The following is a 21,720-nucleotide window of genomic DNA, read 5'->3' as shown; positions in this document are numbered from 1 at the left end:
ATCTGACTGCCAAGATGCCCTGTCACAATGCCCGCCCAGCCTAGACAAACTGCTGAATTTTCAAGCCGCAGAGGTCATTCTGTTCGGGCTTCTCTAGTCACTCGCCCTGGTTTCCGGACAAGCTGAGCCCATCGGTGCTGACTGTTCTGGCGCTTTCTGTCCGGCGATCAGGCGGAATGGCTATCAAGCTTCGCGGGCTTGACACAGCTTCTCGTCAGGGCGTGGTCTTGAAGCCCTCGGCCTCCCAGCCGGTCATGCCGCCGAGCACGTTGTAGACCTCCCGATGACCCTGCGCCTTGAGTACGCTGGCCGCGACCGATGAACGATAGCCACTGCCGCAGATCGAGGCGATCGGCCGGTCCTTGGGCAGCTCGTCGACACGCGCGGCGATCTCGGCGCCGGTGATGTGGCGGGCCTCCGGGATGTGCCCGGCGCTCCACTCCGCTGGCTGACGCACATCGAGCACGAGCAGATCGCGGTCCTTGTCGAGCGCCTGCCGGAGCTCGCGCACGGTCCACTGCGGCAGCACGTCGATCGGCTTGCCGGCCGTGCGCCAGGCCAGCATGCCGCCGCCGAGCCAGCCGCGCGGCAGCGGATAGCCGATCCGCAACAGCTGCCAGCAGACCTCCCAGAGGTCCTCGGCGCGGTCGAGCACCAGGACCAGGTCACGCTCGGGCGGCAGCACGCTGCCGGCCCAGGTCGCGAAGCTGTTGCCGATGCCGACATTGATCGCGCCCGGGATGTGGGCCGAGAACGCCTCGGGGGGCCGGCAGTCGACGACGAGCGCACCCTGCTCACGCGCCGATTCAAACTCCTCGATGCCGAGCGGCGGCGGATCGGCGAGCACGCCGAGCCGCGGCGGCCCCTCGGTGTTGAGCTGGCGCATCCGTGGCCAGTACGGCGGCACCGCGGGCAGGTCGGTCAGGTCCATGCACTGGCGCACGAACTCGTCGCTGGACGAGAGGCTGCTCAGGAGCTGGTTCATGCGGCGCTCGTAGCCGATGGTCGTCGACAGCCGACTGCCGATGTTGCCGCCGCAGAGCGAGCCGGCCACATGGGTCGGGAAGACCTCGACGAAGTCCGGCAACGGCAGGATCTTGTGCTGCAGGGTCGCGCAGAAGGATTCGGCGCCGCGCCGCGTTTCCTCTTCCCCGCCCAACAGGTCCGGCCGCGCCAGATCGCCGACCAGGAGCGCCCCGCCCGAGAACAGGATCGCCGGCTCGTCGCCGCGGGAGCGATCGGTGACCAGCAGGCTGATGTGCTCCGGCGTATGCCCTGGGGTGTGCATCAGCTCGAAGCGCACCTCGCCCATCTCGAGGGTCTCGCCGTCGTCCATCGCGCGAACCGGGTAGCCGACCTCGGCACGCGCGCCGGCCAGCAGCTGCACGTCGCCGCGCTCGGGCAGCTCGCAGATCCCGCTCAGGTAGTCGTTGTGCTGATGGGTATCGCAGGCATAGCGGATACGCATCCCCTGCTCTCGCGCCTCAGCGAAGTAGGTCTCGACATCCCGGCGCACATCGAGCACCAGGGCCTCTCCCGATTCTTCCGAGCCCACCAGGTAGGAGGCGTGGCCGAGACTCGGGAGGTAAAACTGTTTGAAGAACATCGAAGCCCTCCGCTGGAGTGGCATATTGAAATGGTCGTTCTCTCGTGCAAACGCCGCGCCCGCCCCCCCAATTCGGTGAGCAGCTCGGTCTCCAGCTCGGTCTCCAGGTCGGTGTCCAGCTTGGTCTCCAAGTCGGTGTCCAGCTCGGTCGCCATTCGGTCCCAGTTCGTTCCCACCCCCTCCCAGATCCAGTCCAGAGCAGACCACCCGAGTCTAGATGCAACCCGGGCGGCGCCGCCGATCCGCAGGCGCTCAAGGCCCCGCTGCATCGGCGCCAACCCGCCTCGGAGAGGCACATTGGGCAACAGCGCACTGGGCGAAGCACATGGGGCAACAGCGCACTGGGCAAACAGACCGCCCAAGCGGTTTCTATGAACCAGCGACCGGGCCAAATCCCCCGAGTGCTGCCCCTGGTGCCTCGCGTCAGACAGACCCGAGACCCTGTCCCTGCCATCTGGCCCTCACCGCTGTAGGAGCCCGCTTGCGGGCGACCAGGCCGCGCTCGCGACGGCGAAGATCGCCCGCAAGCGGGCTCCTGCCGCACGACCCTTGCGGGCAGCGACAATCGGTCTCGGGATTTCCACTGTCTTGCACGAGAAACAGATCGAGGCATCCCCAAGACGCCATAGAGCGAGCTGGAGCATCCTGGAGGGCGTTCCGGAGCACTCTGCACCCGGCACCCAGCACCCAGCACCCAGCACCCAGCACCCGGCACCCTGCACCCGGCACCCGTGAGAGCGTTCTGGAGCACCCTGGCATGGTCGCTGCATGAGTCTGGCCACTCCCACCCAGAGCGATGTGTCCGGCGCTTCCAGCTGGGCGGTCCCAGCTCCCAGGCGAGCTACCCCAGCTCTCGGGCGCGCCGGTTTGGCACTCATCCAACCATCAAGCAAGAGGATTCAGGCGATGACTGATCAGCAACCCACCTTCCTGACCCAGCAACGTTGGACGATCATCTTTGCGCTCGTGATCGGCCTTGGCCCGCTCACCGCGTTGACCTTCGGCAGCAAGTACGCGGACGAGGAGACCTTGGCGCGCGCCGAGGCCGGTGACCGGAACTATGAGGCCCCGGGTCCGTTCGCCTCTTACGACCCGCCGAAGACGGTCGGCTCGGCCGCCGACAGCACGGTTCTCGACATCACTCAGGACGCCGCGCTGTTCAGCGACTTCGAGCAGGCCGTCGAGCAGGCCGGCATGCTCGAGGTCCTGAAGGAAGACGGTCCCTTCACGCTCTTCGTGCCGACCAATTCGGCCTTCGATGCGTTGCCCGAAGAGAAGCGCCAGGCGCTCATGCAGGATCAGCAAGCACTGATCGACCTGGTCAGCAATCACGTCGTGCGGGCCCGGCTCGGTATCACGGACCTGCTGCAAGCCGACCAGACCGAGAGCCTGTCCGGCAAGGCACTGCAGCTCAGTGCCCCCGGTGCGCAGCTGAGCGTCGGCGGTGCTGAGATCGTCCAGAGCAATCTGGTCGCCGGCAACGGCATCGTGCACGTGATCGACCGTGTAATCCTGTAAGCGATGACCGGGGGGCGCTCCGGCGCCCCTCGCAGCTCCCTCAGCGCCCCAGCGCGTCCCACAGCCGGTCCGCTCGACCCGAGTGTTCCCAACGTGTCTAGACTCTCCCCCATCCTGGCAGCCGTTCAGCCGCGCCTGTCGAGCCTGTTGTCGACGATGCAGCCGACCGTCTTCCTCGGCTCGGCCGCTGTCGTCATCGGCTTCGTCGCACTCGGCGTGGGCTGGCCGGATGCTGCACAGCAGGTCTTCGGTGCGATCCAGTCCGCAATCCTGACCCACTTCGGCTGGTTCTATGTCCTGGGCGCCACCAGTCTGCTGCTGTTCGTGCTCTGGCTGTTGGTCAGTCCTTATCGGAATATCCGCCTCGGCGGCGAGGACAGCGAGCCCGAGCTCGGTTATCTGTCCTGGTTCGCGATGATGTTCAGCGCCGGCATGGGCACGGGCCTGGTCTTCTGGGGCGTGGCCGAACCGGTGATGCACTGGAGCGATCCACCGTTTTCCGCCGCCGCCGAGGGCGGCCCGGTCCGTGAGGCCCTAAGACTGAGCTTCTTCCATTGGGGCCTGCACCCCTGGGCCGTCTACATCGTCTTCGGGCTCTCGATCGCCTATTTCCATTTCCGCCATGAGCTGCCGCTGGCGCCGCGTTCGTTGCTGTATCCGCTGATCGGCAAGCGCATCCATGGGCCGATCGGCCATGCGGTCGATATCCTGGCCACGGTCGGCACCCTGTTCGGCGTTGCGACCTCGCTCGGCCTGGGCGCGATCCAGATCAACGCCGGCTTGACCCGTCTCTCGGGCCTGCCTCAGGCCGAGATGGTGCAGGTGGTGATCATCGCGGTGATCACCGCCGTCGCGACGGTCTCGGTCGTCACCGGCGTGCATCGCGGCATCCGTCTGCTCTCGCGGTTCAATATCGGACTCGCCGGGGTGCTGATGCTGTTCGTGTTCCTGGCTGGCCCGACGGTCTATCTGATCAAGCTCTTCATCTCGTCCACGGGCGCCTATCTGCAGCATTTCGTCAGCCAGAGCCTCTGGCTGGACCTCAGGCCCGGAAGCGAATGGCAGTTCGATTGGACGCTGTTCTACTGGAGCTGGTGGATCTCTTGGTCGCCGTTCGTCGGTGTCTTCGTCGCCCGCATCTCGCGCGGCCGAACGGTCGGAGAATTCATCCTGGCGGTGCTATTGGTGCCGGTCCTACTCACCTTCCTGTGGCTGACCGTGTTCGGCGGAACCGCGCTGCACAGCGTCATCTTCGCTGAGAGCGGCATCGAGGCCGTGGTGCAGGACAACGCCAGTGCCGGCCTCTACGCGATGCTCGACCAGCTCCCTTGGCAGGCGCTGACCTCGGTGCTGGCGACCCTGATGGTGGTGGTGTTCTTCGTTACCTCGTCCGATTCCGGCTCGCTGGTCGACGATATGGTCACCTCCGGCGGCCATCCGCATCCGCCCAAGGCGCAACGGATCTTCTGGGCCGTCGCCGAGGGCACGGTCGCGGCAACATTGCTCCTCTCAGGAGGGCTGCAGGCGCTGCGCACGGCATCACTGACCTCCGGGCTACCGATGACCGCCTTCCTGCTGATCGCGAGCTGGGGCCTGCTGAAGGCACTCCGGGCCGATGAGCAGGTCGCCGGTATCCCATCACGCAAGGCCTTGCGCGATTGAGCGCGCCTGGTATTGCACCACTGAACCCGCCGCACGGCGGAACCAGTCACTGCCCGATCCCCGGCGCAAGCGAGCGCAGACCCCCGCTCCGGCATAGCCTTTGCACCGATGAGATCGAGTTGGGCGAACCGCCCAACAGCAGACCAAGAGGAGGCATCGCATGACGTCCTATAAGGCAGTTAAACCACTGGTACTTTCTCTCGTCGCCATCGCGCTCATCTTCGCGGCGCTGCTGCTCGTCGGCGCTGGCGACGCAGACCCTGCGGCCGAGGATGACGCCATCCTCACCGAGGGCCGCGGCGCGCACACACTGCCAGGCGGCGAGAAACGACCGTCGAATCAACCGTCGACGGGTGCTATGCCCCAGCAGGAATCCCCCCTCACCGGGGTCGCTCCACTCGATGATGTGGCAGACCCGATCCGACCGTTCAGCGATCTCGATCTGGATCAAGACGGTGTGTTAACACCGAACGAGGCCCATGCCAGCCCGCGGATCGGCGACGACTGGCGCCGGCTCGATACCAATAACGACGGCGTCATCGACCGCTCCGAGATGAACCTGATCGTGGAGCAGCCGCCGGAGACCGCCGAGGAGGCCAATCGCTAGAGGCTCATCACCAGGGGCCTTGCACCACGGGCCTTGAACGCCCGCCCGCAGCTCGCGAGCCCCTGCACAAGACCACCGGAGGCATCCAGATGAACACCTATGTCCTATCCACCAGCCAGATCCCGCGACGCAACTTCGCGATCCCGCACCTGCCGTCGAATCGGCCGATCTCTTGGCTGCGCAGCGGCTTCGATGACCTGATGGCCGCACCGATCACCGGCCTGCTCTACGGAGCCGCCGTCGCAGCGCTGGCGTTTCTGCTGGTCTCGCTGACGGTCGCCATCAATCGCTTCTTCTTCGTGCCGTTCATCTTTGGTGGCTTCCTGACCATCGGCCCGATCCTCTCGGTCGGGCTGATGGCGATGGCGAAGCGCCGGGAGAAGCACCCGGATCGGCACCCGGATGAGCACTCGGATGAGCACCCGGATAGGCAACGGGAACAGCAGGGCGCGAAGGAGCCAGCCGACACCGTTCGACGCATCCTCGCGGTCAATACCTCGAGCCTCTCGCTCATGGGCCTGTTCCTGCTGCTGGTCTTCATCAACTGGATCATGCTCTCGAACCTGCTCTTCGGCGGGGTCTTCCACGAGCTGATGCCGACCTACGCCGAGGTGCGGCCGCTGCCGGTGCTATTCGGTCAGAGCTGGCCGTTCGCGCTGGTGTACGGCGGCGTGGCGCTGGTGATGGCGGTGCTGGTGTTCCGGCTCACCGCGCTCTCGCTACCGATGTTGGTCGATCAGCGGGTCGATGCCTTCAACGCGGCCTTCGCGAGCTGGCGGGCCGTCGGCGAGAACTGGCGGCCGATGAGCCTTTGGGCGCTGTTGATCGCAGCGCTGACGACGGTCGGCATCCTGACCTACTTCGTCGGCCTGATCATCGTCACCCCCATCCTGGGCTATGCCAGCTGGCATGCCTACCGGGAGACCCTGATCCCGGAAGGGCAGACGTCTGAACGATGAAGGCATGGCGGGCCTGATCGCGGGCGATGAGCAGCGCATCCTGCTCGATCTCGCGGTCGCGCTCGCGATCGGCCTGCTGTTCGGGCTCGAGCGCGGCTGGCACGGCCATGGTGCGCAGCAGCCCGGCGAAACCAAGAAACCGGCCGGGGTCCGCACCTTCGGCCTGATCGGGCTGCTCGGCGGCGCCGGCGGCGTGATCGCGCAGACGCTCTCACCGCTCGTCCTCGGCCTGATGTTCGTGGCGCTCGCCGCGATCGCGCTCGGCAGTTTCCTCTTCCATGTCCGCGAAACCGGCGAGACCGGCAGCACAACCCTGGTCGCCGAGCTGCTCGCGTTCGCCCTGGCCGCGCTGTCGGCGCTCGGTCACCAAGCCGAGGCGGCATCGGCTGCGGTCGTCTCGACCCTGCTGCTCGGTTTCAAGCCACAATTGCATCGCTGGCTGGCGCGCATCGATCAGGCGGAGCTACAGGCAACGCTCAAGCTGCTGCTGATCACGGTGGTGCTGCTGCCGGTGCTGCCGGACCGAGGCTATGGGCCGGCCGAGGCGCTGAACCCCTATGAGCTCTGGTGGTTGGTCGTGCTGATCGCCGCGATCTCGTACGTCGGCTATTTCGCGGTCAGGATGCTGGGGGCCAATGCCGGGATCGCCCTGACCGGGCTCCTCGCCGGCCTCGCCTCCTCGACCGCGCTGACGCTGCAGCTGGCGCGCATCGGGCGCGCGCAGCGCGGGCGCGCCAACCTGCTCACCGCCGGCATCCTGATCGCCAATACGACCCTGTTTCCGCGGGTGCTGATCATCGTCGCGTTGCTGGAGCCCGAGCTCGCGCTGGCACTGACCCCGCCGCTGACCGGCATGACGCTGCTGACCCTGCTGCCAACCGCGTTGTTTTGGGTGCGCCGCGGCGCGCCGCTCGACGCCAACGCGCTGCAGGTCAGCAATCCGCTCGCGTTGGGGCAGGCACTGCGCTTCGGGCTGCTGCTGGCGGTCGTGATGCTGATCGCACGGGTCAGCGCCGATCTGTTCGGCAGCGTCGGGCTGCTTGGCGTCGCTGCGATCTCCGGCATCGCCGATCTGAACGCGATCACGCTCTCGATCGCACGCATGGACCTGACCAGGCTCGGGGAGCACACCGCGGTGAGCGCGATCCTGCTCGCGCTCGCGACCAATGCCCTGTTCAAGACCTCGCTCTGCGGGCTGATCGCCGGCCCGAGGCTGGCTTGGCGTGTCGGTCTGCCGCTCCTCACCGCCCTCTCAGCCGGTTTCGTGATGGGCCTATCGGATATCGACTGGCAGCATTGGTCGGCGCTTTGGCTCGACTGGCTTGAGGTGCCGACCGCGGTACCAGCGGTGGATGACGATCAATAAGTAGTCTCGGGCCTCGAGCCCGTTATACCCATCGCAAACCGATTTTCGGTTTTCCTCGACCGCTCCGGGTCGCGTCACGGCGCTGGGGCAGTGATGGGGGCAGTGATGGGGGGACGCCGTGAATCCCTCCCTGGCGGCTTGACGACGGCTTCCATGCCGTCGACACCCCCGCTCGCCGTCACCCGACCCTCCGCTCTGCCCTGCCCTGCCCTGCCCTGCCGAGCATTGACGTGCTTTGGGTATATCTGCCGCCACCTCCGCTCTGCGCTGATCTTGTTGCCGGTGCTTTCGCCGCCTATCGCAGGCCGTGGCTGGGCATGAGCGACCAAGACCCGGTCGCTGTTAGAGTGCGAGACCGAGATGAGGCGCAACCGTCCTTACATCGGGCTCTTGCTCGGGTTACTTGGCTAGCGAGCACGATGGGAAACGCGCGCCTTTCAATCAATCTCGAGCCAGCTCGGTTACTCAAGGTGGCCGATCACGGAGGCCGTTATGACCACTTGGATATCGCAATTCCATTTTCATCATGCTGTTTTGGCAGCGCTGCTCGTCGCCGCGGCACCGCTGCTGTCTCCGAGCGCTGCGGCCAGCGACTCGGGACCTCAATCGATCCTGATCCTGGACGGGTCCGGAAGCATGTGGGGCCAGATCGACGGCGTTGCCAAGATCGAGATCGCACGCGATGCGATCGATCGCATGCTCGCCGACTGGCCGGCCGGGCGGGAGCTTGGCCTGATGGCGTACGGGCACCGTCGCGAGGGCGACTGCTCGGACATTGAGGTACTCGCCAAGCCCGCGGCCGTGGATCGGGCCGCCTTCAACGCGATGACCGAAGCCGTGACGCCGCGCGGCAAGACACCGATCGGCGCCGCCGTCGAACGCGCCGCGCAAACCCTTGCTGCCGATGACCGCCCGGCGACAGTCATCGTCGTCACCGATGGGCGTGAGACCTGCCAGGCCGACCTGTGCGCGCTGGGTGCAACCCTAGAGCGAAGTGGCGCCGCCTTCACCGCCCATGTGATCGGCTTCGATGTCGACGATGAGAGCGGCGAGCTCGCCTGCCTTGCGAGCGAGACCGGTGGACGCTTCATTGCAGCGTCCGATGCGGACAGCCTCGCGAACGCACTACAGGTCGCGCGCGAGGAGACCGAGCCCGAGATGAGCCCGGCCCAGGTCGATGACTTTGAGCGCGATACGCTAGGCTCGGGCTGGCAGGTCGTGAGGCCGGAGCCATCCGCATTCCTGCTCGAGAAGGGCGAGCTGCTGACGATGACGGTCGAACCGGGGGCGATGGGCAGCGATGAGGCCGCCAACGTCTTCCGCTGGGTCGGTGCCGAGTTGCCCGACGGCGACTTCGCGATCGCGGCCGACTTCACCGCTCGCATGGGCGAGGTCCAGACGCTCGGCGGTCGCCGCGCAGTGGTCCAGGTCGGCCGCTACCAGGACGCCGAGAACTACATCGCGGTGGAGATCGCGCGGCAGGGCAATTCGAACGACGACATGTGGCTACGGCTGCGCGTGGTGACCGGCGGCAGCACAACCGTCGAAGAGGTCGAGATCGCCGGCGATGTGCGCGGCTATGATCTGGCCCAGATCCTCGACGACTTCGAGAACAAGGGGGCACGCCTGACGCTTGTCAAACGCGGGCGGGACTATATCGGCCGGCTGGAAACCCCGGGCTGGACCCTGCAGCCGGATGGGCCGGACAGCATCGAGACCGAGCCCGTGACCGTGCTGCGCAGCCAGGGCGCCCCGGCGCTGTTCGCGGGCACGCGCGGTCCGGAGCAGACACTAGTGATGTTCGATCGCATCGAGCTGGCGCAGACCACGTCAGCGGCCGAATAGGGCGATTACGGGTGCCAATGTCGTTGATGAACAGCGGCTCGCCCTTCTTCGGCCCCTTGGGCGGCCTCGCCGGCACCGGCGTTAAGGCCGGTGTCGGCGGAGCGCGCGATAGACCTCGAGGGCTTTCAGGAAGCGGCCGACTGATCTGGCGTTCACGCGCCGACGTTCTTGTTCTCGATCCCGGGAGGTCCCGATGCTTCGTTTCTCGACCCATGCCGCCTCATCGGCCCTGCTGGCCGCCATCATGGGGGGCGCACCGTTGCTGGCCTTGGCCGATGGCACCGTCCACTATGAGGCCGACGCCGGCCAGATGGGCCGCATGTCCATAACCGATCGCTGGCAGGGCGACGCCCTGCGCGTCGATATCGAGGGCATGGACGCCTTTATGCTGTTGAAGGATGACAGCGTCTATTCGATCACCGCCGCCGGCGGGCAGGTCATGGTCATCCCGATCAGCGATCTGGCCGGCATGCCTGGCGCCGCCGGGGCGAACGCCTCGGCGCCCAAGGCGGGGCCCGCGTTCCCGACCGAGATCGACGGCATGGAGCCCACTGGCGAGACCCGCTCGATCGCCGGCATCGAAGGCGAGGTCTATGCGATCCAATGGGTGGACAATCAGGGCACGGCCCACACCAGCACCGCCGTGCTGACCGATGATCCGCGCTTGCTGGAGCACCAGGCTGTCAAGATGCGCTTTTCGCAGGCCGTCGCCGGGGAGGAGCCCAACCCCTTGATGGTCGAACTAGACCGCCGCAGTCTGGCGCCGCTGACCTTCGGCGACCGCTTCACCGTGGTCGAGGTCCGGAGCGACGCCGGGCCGGACGGCGATTTTGTGCTGCCGGCCAAGCCGATGGACCTAAAGGGCATGATGCACGGCTTCGGCGCGCCATGAGGGAGACCGGCCGCGCAGCAAGCCTCGGGCTTGCTCTGACGGTGTTGGGCACGATCTCGTCGGCCGTGCGCACGGCCGAGCCCGACACCTGCCCGGCCACGCGGCCCCAGGCGGCCCCAGGCGGCGCAGGTGTGCGCAGAATTTTCCGGTCCAGGACGTCAGCCTGAGCGATATGGGTGAGTTCAGCGCCAGCCCCGATCTGCATGAAGAGCTTGCCGACGACATGCCAACGCTAGAGGCGAGCGATTTACCGGATTTCTTGCGCGGGGCGGACGGTTCGCTGTGTCCGGAAAAGAGCTGGACGGAAGAGCAGCTCTTCACGTTCAACCTGGTCTTCGACGAAGGCCGCGAGGTCGTGCGCGAGACGCTCTTGAAGGCCTGCGGGTCGATCCCGACAGGGCCGGCGCCCTCAACAAGTCCGCCGAGGAGGGCAACGCCGAGCATCCCCGCGCCCTGCTGCCGCTGATGTATCCGCGCGGCCGGCCCAAGGACGAACAGTTCATCAGGCGCGACCATTATCAGTTCCTGCTGGAGACCATGGGGCCGATGGGAGCCGTCCAGCGCTGACCGCTGCCGCTTCCGGTGAAGGCCAAGGTGCCCTATCCCATGCGGCGGTGTCATGGCGGCACCATCGCCGAGGGGCGAGCCTGCACGTCTTCGGTTTCGGCGTCGGCGTCGGCCTCATCTCCGGGTTTATCCCCGGGTTCGTCTCCGGGTTCGGCGGGGTCAAAATACCGCGTCATGTTGGTTTCCGGCGGACGGCATAGATTGGTAGAGCAACCGGAAGCAAGGTTCACCAGAAGACCAGCGTCGTCATCCCGGCCAGGTAGAACAACAGCACGGCAGCGCTCTCGAAGCCGATGTTCGCGACACCACGGCGCTCGCGCCGAATCAGACCCAACAGGAGGAACGCAGTGAGCAGGATGGTGAGGCTGATCGTGAACAGGGGCTGGTCGCTGATCGCGTGATAGATCGAGCCGTCGCGATAGGCGACATCGGCGAACACCAGGAAGAGCACGTCGAAGGTATTGCCGCCGATGATGCCGCCGACGGCCAGGGTCAAGGCCCCTTGGCGCACTGCGGCGACCGCGGTCACGAGCTCCGGCAACGAGGTGGCCACTGCAGTGAACAGGCTGCCGATCAGGGTCTCGGACAGGCCGGTGTGGCGCACCAGCGCGATCCCGGAGAGGCCGACCGCCCAGCCGGCGACGCCGACGGTTGCCGCCAGGCCCAGGAACGTCAACCAGATCCGCCAGGCGCCGCGGGCACTGGTCGGGGCCTCGTCCGGTGCATCCTCCCGCGTCTGGGCGGTCCGCACCGGCATCCATCCCGGGGCCTCCTTGGTCGCCGACGCGAGCTTCAGCCCGAACACATAGACCACCAGCACGACCACCGAGGCCGGATGCACGCCCCAGAGCGCGATCGCCGGACCGGTTGCGGCCAGCAGCGGCAGCGCCAGCAGCGCGCAGAGCAGCGCGCCGTTGATCAGGTTGGTGACCGAGGCCGCCGCATGCTCGAGGTTCGCGTGCCGGTAGACGCTGTCGGCGATGACCAGGAAGGCGGTCTGCGCCGCAATGCCGCCGACCGCGTTGCCGACCGCAAGGTCGGCCCGGCCGGCGAGCGCCGTAGTGATCGACGCGACCGCGCCCGGCAGTGAGGTCGTCGCGCCGAGCAGGACCGCACCGAATACCGCTTCGCCGAGGCCGGTCAGGTCCGACAGCCGATCGGCGATCCAGGTCAGCCGCGAGCCGGCCACAGCGATGACCAGTGTGCCGACACCGAACAGCAGCAGCGTCAGCGACAGTGGCAGCTGTTCAGGGCTCACTGGCTCCTCGTCTGGGACGGCCGCAGGCGCGATGCGCTGCCGCATCGCCGCCCAAGCCCATTCGGGTTGGCGGCGACGATTCGACAGCGTCGCAGGCTGAAACGCGATTGCACCGACGCGCGACGGCGCCCGATGCGCGACGACGCTGAAGCCGACGCGGTGGTGCTGGCAGTGATCGCATCAGGGCGCAGAGACCTCGAGATTGCTCTTGACCCGCTCGACGCCGTAGAGCGACTTGGCAACACGCTTCGCCCGCATCTCGAATGCAGCGTCACTTATGGTACCGTCGAGGCGGACGATGCCATCGTCGACCTCGACCTGAATGGTCTCATCGGCGAGATCGGCGTCATGGGCCAGAGCGACCTGCAGGCGCTCCTCGAGCGTCTGATCATCCGGTGGCGCCGGCGCGTGGCCCTCGTCGAACGGGGCTAAGGCCGGGTCGATATAGAGCGCATTGACGACGCCGCCAACGCCGGCGGTGTCGTTCGCGATGCGCCGCGCCCGATGGCTCTCGGCCATCGTCGAGACCGACCCCGAGAGGTTCACGATCCCGTTATTGACCTGAACCTCGAGGTCATAGGGCGCGAGCTTCACGTCCCAGGCCAGACGACGTCCGATGCGCTGCGCGAGGCGGCGATCCTCTTCGACTCCAGAGAGCGCCGCCTGCGCTGCCGAGCCCGCGCTTGCTGCGGCGCGCGCTGGGGCATTGGTCTCCGCCGCTGTCTGGGCTGCCTCGCCCGCCAGCGCTGTGACAGGTGTCGCAGCGGCGAGCGAAGCGCCCAGGACCCACGGTATTGGCCGTCTCATTGGGAAACCTCCCAGCGTTGGTCTTCGTGAATACAACAGCTGCTGCGGCTGGACACCGCCTCAGCTGATAAGACCATCGAGCAAACAATGCGCCAGGATAGATAAGGGGCACATCAAAAGGCGTAGCACTGGTCGCAGCATCGGGCATGGGCGCTGTGCGCGCGCCGGCATCCCAACGCCGGAGCCCGATTTGAGTGGGTCAAATAACCCGCCGTTCTGGCAAAAGCACCGCTCCGCCAGGCTCTGGGACAGCATCGAACACCAATCCCATCAATCTCGTTACGCTGGCATCCTTGGTTATCCGAGCACGCTCGGCGAGCCGGTGGCTCGCCCAGCCAAGAGATCGGGCACCTCCGTCTGATGCAATGCCCGGTTTGGTATATAACCTGCGTCCTAGACGGTTTCGCGAGAACCGTTCGTCGGCCCAGCGCGTTCTGTTCCCCACTGGCTGGGATCGCCGACGGACCGACAGGCTCGCTGACCACAAATGGAGACCGCAACATGTCCCGAAGCATACTGATTGCTGCAACCGCCCTGACTGGCACCCTGTCCCATGCCGGAACCGCCGTCCCGGACGACTGCCGGTTCGAGCAGGGCGAGGTGCCCGGCGCATCCGCGACCATGGCCTGTTATGAGGCGCTGGACCAGAACGGCGATGGCGCCCTGGCAAACGGTGAGGCGGCTGCGCTGCCGCGTCTCGAGAACCGCCTCGACGGGCTTGACCGCGATGGCAACGGCACCCTCAGTCCGGACGAGTTTCAGGCCGGGATGACAACGCCGGCGCAGCGTGCTGGCGGCAAAGGTGTGTAGGAAGCGAAGCCGTTCAGCAGGCAGGTCTAGGACGCAGAACGATAAGCGACGAAACGAATGGAGGCTCTAAGAGCGCCGCTGCGGCGTCTGCTACGGCAGGCCCGATCGACCACCGGCCGCGTCGGCGCCTACGCCGGCCGCGGCACGCGCGGGCTGCATTATCTCTGGCACCTGTTGATCTGGTCGCGGATCTCGGCCGGACGCTCGGGGCTGCTCCCGATCGAGCTGCCAGCCGAGGTGCTGCGCCGCAAGGGTGTGACGACAGCGCCGCCGCACCTTCGGATCGCTGGGCATCCAGAGGCGATCGCCTTCGGGCGCGGCTTCGCCGAGGTCTATGCGCTGCTGTTCGCCAACCTGCAGCAGGCGGACCTGCTCTCACCGACCCGGCACGCGATCCCCGGCCCGGCCTTTCGCGGTGTCTACCTCTGGGATTCGGCGTTCATCGCGCAGGTCTGGCGCTGGTGGGATGCCAATGTCGCCGCTGAGGTACTGAGGGCCGTCATCGATCTGCGCGACGGCGACCGGCTCCAGCACGTAGTCACCGAGTTCCATCAGTCACGCTATACCCAACCGCCGCTGATCGCCTGGGCTGCCCTCCCGGTCGTCAACGCGCTGCCAGAGGAGCAGCGCAGCGCGCTACTCGCGGAGATCTACGAGCCGTTGCGGCGGTATCAGGCCTGGCTCGACTCACACCGCCGGCGCGCCGATGGGCTCTACTTCTGGGAGCACCCCTACGAGTCCGGGGTCGAGAACGCACCGCGCTTCAGCAATACCGACGAGAGCGCGCTGCGCGACACCCGCGCCATCGGCGCAACTGATCTCAGTAGCTATGTCGTACTGCAGCTCGAGGCCCTCGCGCAGATGGCACAGCGCCTCGACCGCGAGTCGGATGCCGAGGTCTTTCGAGCCGAGGCGGCATGCCTGCGCCAACGGATCAACGAGTTGCTCTGGGATGAGCAGTCCGGTCTCTATCTGGACCGCGACGGCGCAGGCACCCCGATCCGGGTCGCCACGATCGCGTCATTGATGCCGTTATGGGCCGGGGTTCCGGAGCAGGCACAGGCGACCCGGCTGGCGCGGCAGCTGACCGATCCCGAGCGCTTCGGGACCCTCGTCCCGCTGCCCTCGGTCGCGCGTGACGAGCCGAGCTTCGAGAAGGACATGTGGCGCGGCCCGGTCTGGCTCAACACCGCCTATGCCGCGGTCCAGGGACTGCTGCGCTACGATCTGCAGCGCGAGGCGGGCGAGCTCGCCTTTCGGCTCTGCCAGGCGGTCTATGGCGTGTTCGAGCGCGAGCAGCGCATCTACGAGTTCTATGACCCCGATAGCCTGGATACCCAAGCGCTGCGCCGCAAGAACGGCAACTGGTGGAAAGCGCTGACCCTCGGCCGTGGACCGCAGCGCGATTTCGTCGGCTGGACCGGACTGGTCAACAATCTGTTGCTCGAGGTGCTCATCGGGCTCGAGCCGGGACCGAAACCGGCGCAATGGCGTCTCTGTCCGCGGCTGCCTCCGGCCGGCCTCGGGATGCAGCTCGACCTCGACCTGCCAGTGGCTTGCACTCCCGCCACCGGAGACTCGACCGGCCGCCTGCCCACGGACCGGCTGCACATCCAGCTGCGAATGCTGGATGACGATCGCTTCGAGGGCTCGCTCAGGCAGCAGGGAAAGAGCGCCCATTTCCACACGGGATTCGCCGAGCGCGTCCTGATCGACCCATCACTCGAGAAGGCCCAGCCATGCGCTACTGCGACCTAACCCTCGCCTATACCGAGACCAGCGGCGGCATCCGCACCTACATCGACCAGAAGCGCCGCTGGATCAGCGAGCACAGCGACGACGAGCATGTGCTGATCATCCCCGGCGAGCAGGACCGCGCGTCGCAAACCGGAAGGCTACACACGATCGAGCTGCACAGCCCGATGATCCCCGGCTGCGAGCCGTATCGGTTCTTCTGGCGGCCGGCGAAGGTCCGCCACGCGCTCGAGCACAGCGCCCCGGACGTCGTCGAGCTCGGGAGCTTCTTCGTCGAGCCCTGGGCTGCCTTCCGCTACCGCGACGACTGCCGACAGCATGCCGCACGCTGCCTGGTCTCGGCCTATTTCCACACCGATATCGCCCACGCCTATGTCGGCGCACCCTTGCGGCGTTTTCTCGTCGACGGGGTCGAGGAGATCAGCGAGACCCTCGCTGGCTGGGGGCACCGCGTCAGCGAGGTCGTCGAGGACGGCGCCGAGGCGACCTTCGGGCAGATCTTCCGCCGCTGCGACCTGACGCTCGCGGCGACGGCGGCGCAGGCCGCGCGCATCGCCGAATACGGGGTCAGCGGCACCGAGGTCGTCCCGCTCGGCGTCGACCTGTCCCAGTTCTCGCCCGAGCGGCGCAGCATCGATTGGCGGCGGCAGCAGGGGATTGGCGATGAGGACGTCTTGCTTCTCTTTTGCGGACGGCTCGATAGCGAGAAGGCGGTCAGCTTGCTCGTCGACGCCTTCGAGCGACTGCCGGATCAGCCGGTCTTTCACCTGATCCTGATGGGCGACGGGCCATTGCGCGAACAGCTCGAAGCGCGGGCCAAGCGGCTGCCGCGGCTGCGTGTGCTGCACTACGAGCGTGACCGCGCGGCCTATGCTCGGGTCATGGCCTCGGCCGATGTCTATGTGACGGCCGGCCCTTACGAGACCTTTGGCCTGGCAGTGGTCGAGGCCCAGGCCTCGGGGCTGCCGGTAGTCGGTGTCGATTCCGGCGCACTGCGCGAGCGGGTGGCGCCGGATCGCGGTCGGCTCGGGCCGGTCGGCGATGCCGAGGCGATGGCCGCCAATATCGTCGCCGTCACCTCAGAGCGCGAAACGCTCGGCGCGGCCGCACGGCAGCACGTGCTCGAGGCGGGCTATGGCTGGGACGCCACCTTCCAGCGCCTGTTCAGGCTCTATCAACGCGCGATGGATCAGGCTATCAGCCAACAAGAGGCCGGATCGGCGCACCCATCCGGCCTGGCGCAGCACTGATCCCTGCTCCGGAACCGAGCGCGGGTGATAGCAATGACGAGTGAGTGCGAGGGGAGTGGCGCCGCACTGATCCCTGCTCCGGGACGGAGCGCAAAGGGCCTGATACGGTCCGGCTGCAGCGCGGTGGACGCGGCTGCAGCGCAACGCCCTTGCCGCGGGCCGATCGAGTCAAGGCCGAGTCAACGCAAACGGCCGCCGCCGCTGGCAAGGCAACGACGGCGGCCAGTCAGGCGCGTCTACACTGCGTCCAGTTTGAGATGTGCAATTTTGACCGCGCCTGCTGCGGAAAAATGACGTTTCTGTCTCTGGACGCGGTTGAGTGCATCGCGTCAGAAATGCCGAGACCCTTTTCCTGCCATTCGGCCTCTCGCCGCGGATCGGCGATCGTCCAGTGCGCCTTGCCGGCCTGCTGGCGCTTGACTTGGTGCGCCTCGATTTCACCGTCGGAACGACACAGGCGAAACTCGATTCGCTCGCCCTCTTCTCCAACTGGCTCCAGTTCTATCCAAACGGCATCGTCGGTCAGCAGCCGGATGAACTGACGGACGGTCCACCGCAGCTCGTAGCGGTTGCCGGCCTTGTCCGCGTCGCCGCCTGGGAGTGGCATAGAGTCAGAAGCAACTATCGAGAGGAGCGGGACAAGTCTGCCGTGGCAGACGAGGACAAAGCGCGGTGCCGCTATCCGCCGATTCCGTGCGTCTAGGCTGCATAGGGCTCAACCTCGGTCTCGATGGCTCGGCCCACCGTTCGCTTCGCGACCTCTAGCTCGTAGTTCTTCTGCAGGTTCAGCCAGGACTGGGGGGTGGTCTTGAAGTACCTAGCTAGCCGCAGCGCGGTGTCGGCGGTGATTGAGCGAGTACCATTCAGGATGGCGGTGATCCGGTTCGGTGGAACGTGCAACGCCTTGGCCAGGGCATTCGCCGACAGGCCGAGGGGCTCCATGAAGTCCGTGCGCAGGATCTCGCCGGGGGTGACCGGTGGCATCAGGTCGGCGCCCTCGGCTACGTCGGAGAAGTCGATCTGGTCGAGGTGCTGTCGTTGGATAGTCATGGGTCTTTCATTGCGCTTCATGTTTAGGGGTACAACGACCTCAGTGGTAGTCGGTTACCTCAACGTCGTATGCATCGCGATCTTCCCAGCGGAAACAGATGCGCCATTGGTCGTTGATGCGAATGCTCCACTGGCCCTCGCGGTCGCCGCGAAGCTGTTCCAGGCGGTTGGAGGGCGGCACGCGCAGGAAATCGAGGTTGTCCGCCGCATCCAAGGCTTGGAGCTTGGCGTAGGCGCGGCGATGGATGTCCGGCGGAAGACTCCGCACGCGGCGACCCGAGAAAACGGCTGCGGTGGCCTTGTCGGCGAAGCTCTTGATCACGAGCGGAGGATAGTACGTGTTACGTGTGGCGTAAAGGAGTTTGCAACACTGCTTGCGCCTATGCCATCGGCGTTTCCGGAGGCTGCCGGGTCAGAAACGCTGTTCGGAGTCCGGTTAACGTCCGCCTGCGGAAGCTCTTGCCAGGATAGCGTCAGAAACCGACGTGGCATCATCCCCTCGGCATGCGTTGGCGATCGATGTTGGCAAGCAGCCCGAAGGCGTCTGGGTTGCAGCGCAGGACGGTGTCCGCTTTCCGGACTCTTTGCCGGATCCTTGCCACCGCAGCCAGTGACCGCATAGCGACAAGACCGGCCTCTCATGGGTCCGGCCACCACCGGCAGCAATCAGCGTCCTCCCGTCATTGCAGATCGGAACTCGGGGATCGGAGGGGATAGAGCCAGGCAAGTAATGGCGACTTCAATGTCTGTCGCCTTGGCGCAACAACAACCACGGGCGAGTTCACCTGCCAATGTCTGTTCAGGCCGGTTGCTGCCGTTAGGGTCGCCTGAACCGACCCAAGACCAGCTGGACGGCAGGCAGCCGCAAAAGCGGTGCACGAATCCGGTAGGGTCAGCGCAGATTACTCTGAGGAATTCTCGTGGAATAAGGTGACCGACAACACCAGGCCGCGCTCACGGCTGCGAAAATCGCCCGCAAGCGGGCTCCTACCCCACGACCATTGGCGGCAGCGACCATCGGTCTCGGGATTTCCGCTGTCTTGCACTAGTCAGGCTCGCCTAGTCAGGCTGCTCGGCGGCTGACGGAGAGCTGTAGAAGCCCCTCTCGGTCGCTCGGACCAGGCACTGTCAGTACCTCGGACCAGGCACTGTCAGTACCTCGGTCCAGATGCTGTCAGTAGCTCGGTCCAGGCGTCGCCTCCGCTACCCCGGCCTTCGTCCAGCCGTTGAAGATCACGGTCTCCATTCCCGCGGAGGGTACGTCGACCTGCTGGACAAAGGTCTTCTCGAAACCATTCACTGAGACCTCGTAGCGCCCCGCCGGCAGCTTGGTCATCAGCCAAGGGCCAGTCGAGAAGGCCCGCAGAACCGGCGTCCCATCAGGCGTGGTGATGTTCACCGCGACATCGGCGAGGTAATTGCCGTCGGCGACGGCGAACTCGAGCTTCAGGTTGTAGTCATCGTATTCCTCCATCAGCTCCTCGCGAGCCGACTCGCCGACGCCACCGCTCACCCAAGGTGTGCCGAGATAGGTCCCTTGGTCGCTCGGGTCCTCTTTCTCGGTCATCGTAGCCTCCGCAGCCTGCGCGAGGCCGGCACCGCCGAAGGACATGACGATGGCGAGTACTGCAATGCGTCGGAATTGTTTGGTCATGCTTCGTTTGGTCATGCTCTAGCTCCTCTGTTGATGAAGTGGCTGCTCGAAAAGGATGTCGGATATCGCTGACCGGACTCGCGACCCGATGGCCGCCTGCGAGCCTGAGACCGCCCCGAATCGCAAACGGGCTCTGGCTCCAACGGTGGCCAGCGTCTCGAGTGAGGGGATAGCAACAACCATGCCTTGGCACGGCGCAACGCGCTTTTTAGGGGCGGATTCCCTGGCCTGACCCGACTGCGGCATGCACTGACCTCAGTGGCCTTGGGGCTTTTGAGCCGAGACTGGCTGATTTGCAGCGATCGTCCGCCGACAGGCGGTTTCGTCGGCTCCTGCGGCGCAGCCGGAGCAGAGATGCTCGTGTTGGCACGTGATCTGCTCGTATCACCAGCAACGTATCGCCCGCAGATCAGCTTCTCAGAGAGGCTCTTGCTCCAGCTCTTGCTCTAGACAGGCGCTGCTCCAGCACCGTCACGATTGTGCGGGTATCCGATCACAGCCCCGGATCACGAAGGCCACCGATGCAACAGCGCACCAATGACGCGTCCGATGCGATGCCTCTCAACGACGACGCCCGCCACGGGTCGGTCGCCCCGGTCGAAAAGGCCGCGGCGCGGCGAAGGCTTCGCCGCCTCTCGCACAGCCTGGATTCAGCCATCGCGCTGCCCGGCGGTTATCGCGTGGGCTGGGACGGCGCGATCGGACTGATCCCCGGCATAGGCGATCTCGTGGGCGCTGCGCTTTCGTCCTATATCGTCCTCGAGGCCCGCCGGCTCGGCGTTCCCCTGGTCGTCCTGCTGCACATGAGCATCAACGTGCTGATCGAGACCGCCGTTGGCGTGATCCCGGTGGTCGGCGACCTATTTGATTTCATCTGGAAGGCGAACCGTCGCAACGTTCAGCTGCTGGAGAGCCATCTCGATGATCCGGGGCGAGCTCGAGGGCGGAGCAGTCTGGTCGTCGCTGTGATGATCGCCCTGATGGGGCTCGTCATCGCCGCACTGATCGCGCTGGCACTTTGGCTGTTGGGCCTCTTGGCTTCGGTGCTGTAACGGCCGGCTCAAATCCTTCCCCACCCACCGCTATCGACAATGGAGACGCAGAATGAATCGACCGACCCCCGTCCTTGCCATCGCAACGCTCTTGGTCTGGCTGGCTATCGCGCTGGCACTCAGCGGCTGCAATACCGTCGCCGGCTTCGGCGAGGACCTCGAGACCGCAGGCGACAGCCTGGAAGAGACTGCTGAAGAAGAGAAATCCTACTGATGCGGTTCTGCTGAGCCGGTAAGGCTCGCCGTGACGAGCCTTATCAGATGCCTCAGCGCAGGGGCATTTCGAACAGTCGCTGGGGCAAATGCCCCCGCACGCCCTCGGCGTCGTAGCGGGTCAGGTCCTTGTCCACCTCGAGCACGACGCTACGGGCGGTCTCGTCCGGCAGGCTCTTGCGCAGCAGGCCGAGGAAGGCCGGCGGCGCTACCAGTCCAAGCATCTCGAAGCGGTTCTCCTTCCTCGCTTGATCCAGGGTCTCGGCCAGCCATTTTGCGAAGCGCTGGGCCTCGACCTCGCCCGGATCGGTGCTCGGCTCGAGCGCGTGGCGCCCCTCCCCGCCTGAGTCGAACGCGCGTCCCGGCGCATCGGTGACCAGATCCTGCTCCAGCAGCCGGTTCTCAGCATCGATGAAGTCGCGTTGCTCGGTCAGCGGCCCGGCTGGGCTGTCCGCGGTATAGAGCGCTGCACGCGCCTCATCGGCAACGACCAACCAGAGTTTTGAATGCGGCATCAGGAGCCTCCTGTCACGTCAAGCATGAGTCCGTACCTGAAGCAGAAAGCAGGCCAACACCAAGCGACGTAGCCGTCGAGGCTCGTAGATGATCGACCGTGCTCAGACATGCCTTCACGACTGGGACCACAGGAGCGCCTGAGCGAGGAGCAGGGTGACCCGCTGCTCTCGGCGCTGCGCGTGCGTCTGCGGAATCAGGATCACATCCAGCAATTCCCGCCATCCTCGGAGATGGCAGCTGACAAGACACGGAGACCGGCATTGAAGATCTCTGGACGCATGGACGCCTCGCTGCAGAGCAACGCTTTGATGAAGCTGGCTTGTTCTCCCCTCA

General features: G+C 66.0%; 22 protein-coding genes. 14 read left to right on the top strand and 8 right to left on the bottom strand.

Annotated features, from left to right (window positions below):
* Positions 1-214: 214 nt before the first annotated feature.
* Complete coding sequence (locus CKO40_RS11970; protein ID WP_200346448.1) at positions 215-1,606, bottom strand: MBL fold metallo-hydrolase; 1,392 nt, start codon at positions 1,604-1,606, stop codon at positions 215-217.
* Positions 1,607-2,512: 906 nt separating this feature from the next.
* On the opposite strand from CKO40_RS11970, the gene CKO40_RS11965 reads away from it, so the two are divergent.
* From CKO40_RS11965 to CKO40_RS11930, 8 genes are all read left to right on the top strand, one after another.
* On the top strand, positions 2,513-3,124 hold the full coding sequence (locus CKO40_RS11965) for a fasciclin domain-containing protein (RefSeq protein WP_200346447.1): 612 nt from the start codon (positions 2,513-2,515) through the stop codon (positions 3,122-3,124).
* Positions 3,125-3,280: 156 nt separating this feature from the next.
* Positions 3,281-4,786, top strand: coding sequence for a BCCT family transporter (locus CKO40_RS11960; protein WP_200346499.1), 1,506 nt, complete (start codon positions 3,281-3,283; stop codon positions 4,784-4,786).
* Between the two features lie 160 nt (positions 4,787-4,946).
* Complete coding sequence (locus CKO40_RS11955) at positions 4,947-5,393, top strand: EF-hand domain-containing protein (protein ID WP_200346446.1); 447 nt, start codon at positions 4,947-4,949, stop codon at positions 5,391-5,393.
* Between the two features lie 89 nt (positions 5,394-5,482).
* Positions 5,483-6,352, top strand: coding sequence for a DUF2189 domain-containing protein (locus CKO40_RS11950; RefSeq protein ID WP_200346445.1), 870 nt, complete (start codon positions 5,483-5,485; stop codon positions 6,350-6,352).
* A 4-nt stretch (positions 6,353-6,356) separates the two neighbouring features.
* A complete protein-coding gene (locus CKO40_RS11945; protein ID WP_200346444.1) occupies positions 6,357-7,718 on the top strand; it encodes an MgtC/SapB family protein in 1,362 nt (453 codons plus the stop codon).
* A 492-nt stretch (positions 7,719-8,210) separates the two neighbouring features.
* Positions 8,211-9,563 (top strand): vWA domain-containing protein, encoded by a 1,353-nt coding sequence (locus tag CKO40_RS11940; RefSeq protein ID WP_200346443.1) that lies wholly within the window; start codon positions 8,211-8,213, stop codon positions 9,561-9,563.
* 193 nt (positions 9,564-9,756) lie between these two features.
* A complete protein-coding gene (locus tag CKO40_RS11935) occupies positions 9,757-10,455 on the top strand; it encodes a hypothetical protein (RefSeq protein WP_200346442.1) in 699 nt (232 codons plus the stop codon).
* A 172-nt stretch (positions 10,456-10,627) separates the two neighbouring features.
* Positions 10,628-10,921 (top strand): hypothetical protein, encoded by a 294-nt coding sequence (locus tag CKO40_RS11930; RefSeq protein ID WP_200346441.1) that lies wholly within the window; start codon positions 10,628-10,630, stop codon positions 10,919-10,921.
* Between the two features lie 327 nt (positions 10,922-11,248).
* Here CKO40_RS11930 and CKO40_RS11925 read toward each other — a convergent pair whose 3' ends face one another.
* Complete coding sequence (locus CKO40_RS11925) at positions 11,249-12,280, bottom strand: sodium:calcium antiporter (protein WP_338074167.1); 1,032 nt, start codon at positions 12,278-12,280, stop codon at positions 11,249-11,251.
* A gap of 180 nt (positions 12,281-12,460) precedes the next feature.
* Complete coding sequence (locus CKO40_RS11920; protein ID WP_200346439.1) at positions 12,461-13,087, bottom strand: BON domain-containing protein; 627 nt, start codon at positions 13,085-13,087, stop codon at positions 12,461-12,463.
* A 501-nt stretch (positions 13,088-13,588) separates the two neighbouring features.
* On the opposite strand from CKO40_RS11920, the gene CKO40_RS11915 reads away from it, so the two are divergent.
* Genes CKO40_RS11915 through CKO40_RS11905 form a run of 3 tightly spaced genes read left to right on the top strand, consistent with a single transcriptional unit; the run spans position 13,589 to position 16,902 of the window.
* Entirely contained in the window at positions 13,589-13,897 is a 309-nt protein-coding gene (locus CKO40_RS11915) for an EF-hand domain-containing protein (protein ID WP_200346438.1), read from the top strand.
* Positions 13,898-13,954: 57 nt separating this feature from the next.
* Positions 13,955-15,655 (top strand): amylo-alpha-1,6-glucosidase, encoded by a 1,701-nt coding sequence (locus CKO40_RS11910; RefSeq protein ID WP_200346437.1) that lies wholly within the window; start codon positions 13,955-13,957, stop codon positions 15,653-15,655.
* Positions 15,637-16,902: a glycosyltransferase gene (locus CKO40_RS11905; protein ID WP_200346436.1), complete on the top strand. Its 1,266-nt coding sequence runs from the start codon at positions 15,637-15,639 to the stop codon at positions 16,900-16,902. The genes CKO40_RS11910 and CKO40_RS11905 overlap by 19 nt, the downstream gene beginning before the upstream one ends.
* A 226-nt stretch (positions 16,903-17,128) precedes the next feature.
* Here the strand turns inward: CKO40_RS11905 and CKO40_RS11900 are convergent, their stop codons facing one another.
* The 4 genes from CKO40_RS11900 to CKO40_RS11885 form a co-directional block, all read right to left on the bottom strand.
* Positions 17,129-17,509: a hypothetical protein gene (locus CKO40_RS11900; protein ID WP_200346435.1), complete on the bottom strand. Its 381-nt coding sequence runs from the start codon at positions 17,507-17,509 to the stop codon at positions 17,129-17,131.
* Positions 17,510-17,601: 92 nt separating this feature from the next.
* A complete protein-coding gene (locus CKO40_RS11895; RefSeq protein WP_420827378.1) occupies positions 17,602-17,886 on the bottom strand; it encodes a HigA family addiction module antitoxin in 285 nt (94 codons plus the stop codon).
* A gap of 106 nt (positions 17,887-17,992) precedes the next feature.
* Entirely contained in the window at positions 17,993-18,274 is a 282-nt protein-coding gene (locus CKO40_RS11890; protein WP_200346433.1) for a type II toxin-antitoxin system RelE/ParE family toxin, read from the bottom strand.
* 852 nt (positions 18,275-19,126) lie between these two features.
* Complete coding sequence (locus tag CKO40_RS11885) at positions 19,127-19,621, bottom strand: hypothetical protein (protein ID WP_200346432.1); 495 nt, start codon at positions 19,619-19,621, stop codon at positions 19,127-19,129.
* Between the two features lie 506 nt (positions 19,622-20,127).
* On the opposite strand from CKO40_RS11885, the gene CKO40_RS11880 reads away from it, so the two are divergent.
* Together CKO40_RS11880 and CKO40_RS11875 are read left to right on the top strand one after the other, a co-directional pair.
* Positions 20,128-20,658 (top strand): DUF4112 domain-containing protein, encoded by a 531-nt coding sequence (locus CKO40_RS11880; RefSeq protein ID WP_242476999.1) that lies wholly within the window; start codon positions 20,128-20,130, stop codon positions 20,656-20,658.
* Positions 20,659-20,710: 52 nt separating this feature from the next.
* Positions 20,711-20,872, top strand: a complete 162-nt coding sequence (locus tag CKO40_RS11875) for an entericidin A/B family lipoprotein (RefSeq protein ID WP_200346431.1) — start codon at positions 20,711-20,713, stop codon at positions 20,870-20,872.
* A gap of 52 nt (positions 20,873-20,924) precedes the next feature.
* Here CKO40_RS11875 and CKO40_RS11870 read toward each other — a convergent pair whose 3' ends face one another.
* Positions 20,925-21,386: a host attachment protein gene (locus CKO40_RS11870; protein WP_200346430.1), complete on the bottom strand. Its 462-nt coding sequence runs from the start codon at positions 21,384-21,386 to the stop codon at positions 20,925-20,927.
* A gap of 108 nt (positions 21,387-21,494) precedes the next feature.
* Here CKO40_RS11870 and CKO40_RS23960 point away from each other — a divergent pair.
* Positions 21,495-21,720 (top strand): hypothetical protein (locus tag CKO40_RS23960; RefSeq protein ID WP_207173593.1); only part of this gene is annotated, 226 nt, incomplete at its 3' end.

The organism is Halochromatium glycolicum, assembly GCF_016584085.1.
Taxonomy (GTDB): domain Bacteria; phylum Pseudomonadota; class Gammaproteobacteria; order Chromatiales; family Chromatiaceae; genus Lamprobacter; species Lamprobacter glycolicus.
Note: the sequence above shows the minus strand (reverse complement) of the source record. Positions and strands in the feature narration are given on the sequence as shown.

Coding starts and splice junctions, on each gene's coding strand:
- CKO40_RS11970 (WP_200346448.1), bottom strand. CDS start 1,606: ATGTTCTTCAAACAGTTTTACCTCCCGAGTCTCGGCCACGCCTCCTAC.
- CKO40_RS11965 (WP_200346447.1), top strand. CDS start 2,513: ATGACTGATCAGCAACCCACCTTCCTGACCCAGCAACGTTGGACGATC.
- CKO40_RS11960 (WP_200346499.1), top strand. CDS start 3,281: ATGCAGCCGACCGTCTTCCTCGGCTCGGCCGCTGTCGTCATCGGCTTC.
- CKO40_RS11955 (WP_200346446.1), top strand. CDS start 4,947: ATGACGTCCTATAAGGCAGTTAAACCACTGGTACTTTCTCTCGTCGCC.
- CKO40_RS11950 (WP_200346445.1), top strand. CDS start 5,483: ATGAACACCTATGTCCTATCCACCAGCCAGATCCCGCGACGCAACTTC.
- CKO40_RS11945 (WP_200346444.1), top strand. CDS start 6,357: ATGGCGGGCCTGATCGCGGGCGATGAGCAGCGCATCCTGCTCGATCTC.
- CKO40_RS11940 (WP_200346443.1), top strand. CDS start 8,211: ATGACCACTTGGATATCGCAATTCCATTTTCATCATGCTGTTTTGGCA.
- CKO40_RS11935 (WP_200346442.1), top strand. CDS start 9,757: ATGCTTCGTTTCTCGACCCATGCCGCCTCATCGGCCCTGCTGGCCGCC.
- CKO40_RS11930 (WP_200346441.1), top strand. CDS start 10,628: ATGGGTGAGTTCAGCGCCAGCCCCGATCTGCATGAAGAGCTTGCCGAC.
- CKO40_RS11920 (WP_200346439.1), bottom strand. CDS start 13,087: ATGAGACGGCCAATACCGTGGGTCCTGGGCGCTTCGCTCGCCGCTGCG.
- CKO40_RS11915 (WP_200346438.1), top strand. CDS start 13,589: ATGTCCCGAAGCATACTGATTGCTGCAACCGCCCTGACTGGCACCCTG.
- CKO40_RS11910 (WP_200346437.1), top strand. CDS start 13,955: ATGGAGGCTCTAAGAGCGCCGCTGCGGCGTCTGCTACGGCAGGCCCGA.
- CKO40_RS11905 (WP_200346436.1), top strand. CDS start 15,637: ATGCGCTACTGCGACCTAACCCTCGCCTATACCGAGACCAGCGGCGGC.
- CKO40_RS11900 (WP_200346435.1), bottom strand. CDS start 17,509: ATGCCACTCCCAGGCGGCGACGCGGACAAGGCCGGCAACCGCTACGAG.
- CKO40_RS11895 (WP_420827378.1), bottom strand. CDS start 17,886: ATGCCACCGGTCACCCCCGGCGAGATCCTGCGCACGGACTTCATGGAG.
- CKO40_RS11885 (WP_200346432.1), bottom strand. CDS start 19,621: ATGACCAAACGAAGCATGACCAAACAATTCCGACGCATTGCAGTACTC.
- CKO40_RS11880 (WP_242476999.1), top strand. CDS start 20,128: ATGCAACAGCGCACCAATGACGCGTCCGATGCGATGCCTCTCAACGAC.
- CKO40_RS11875 (WP_200346431.1), top strand. CDS start 20,711: ATGAATCGACCGACCCCCGTCCTTGCCATCGCAACGCTCTTGGTCTGG.
- CKO40_RS11870 (WP_200346430.1), bottom strand. CDS start 21,386: ATGCCGCATTCAAAACTCTGGTTGGTCGTTGCCGATGAGGCGCGTGCA.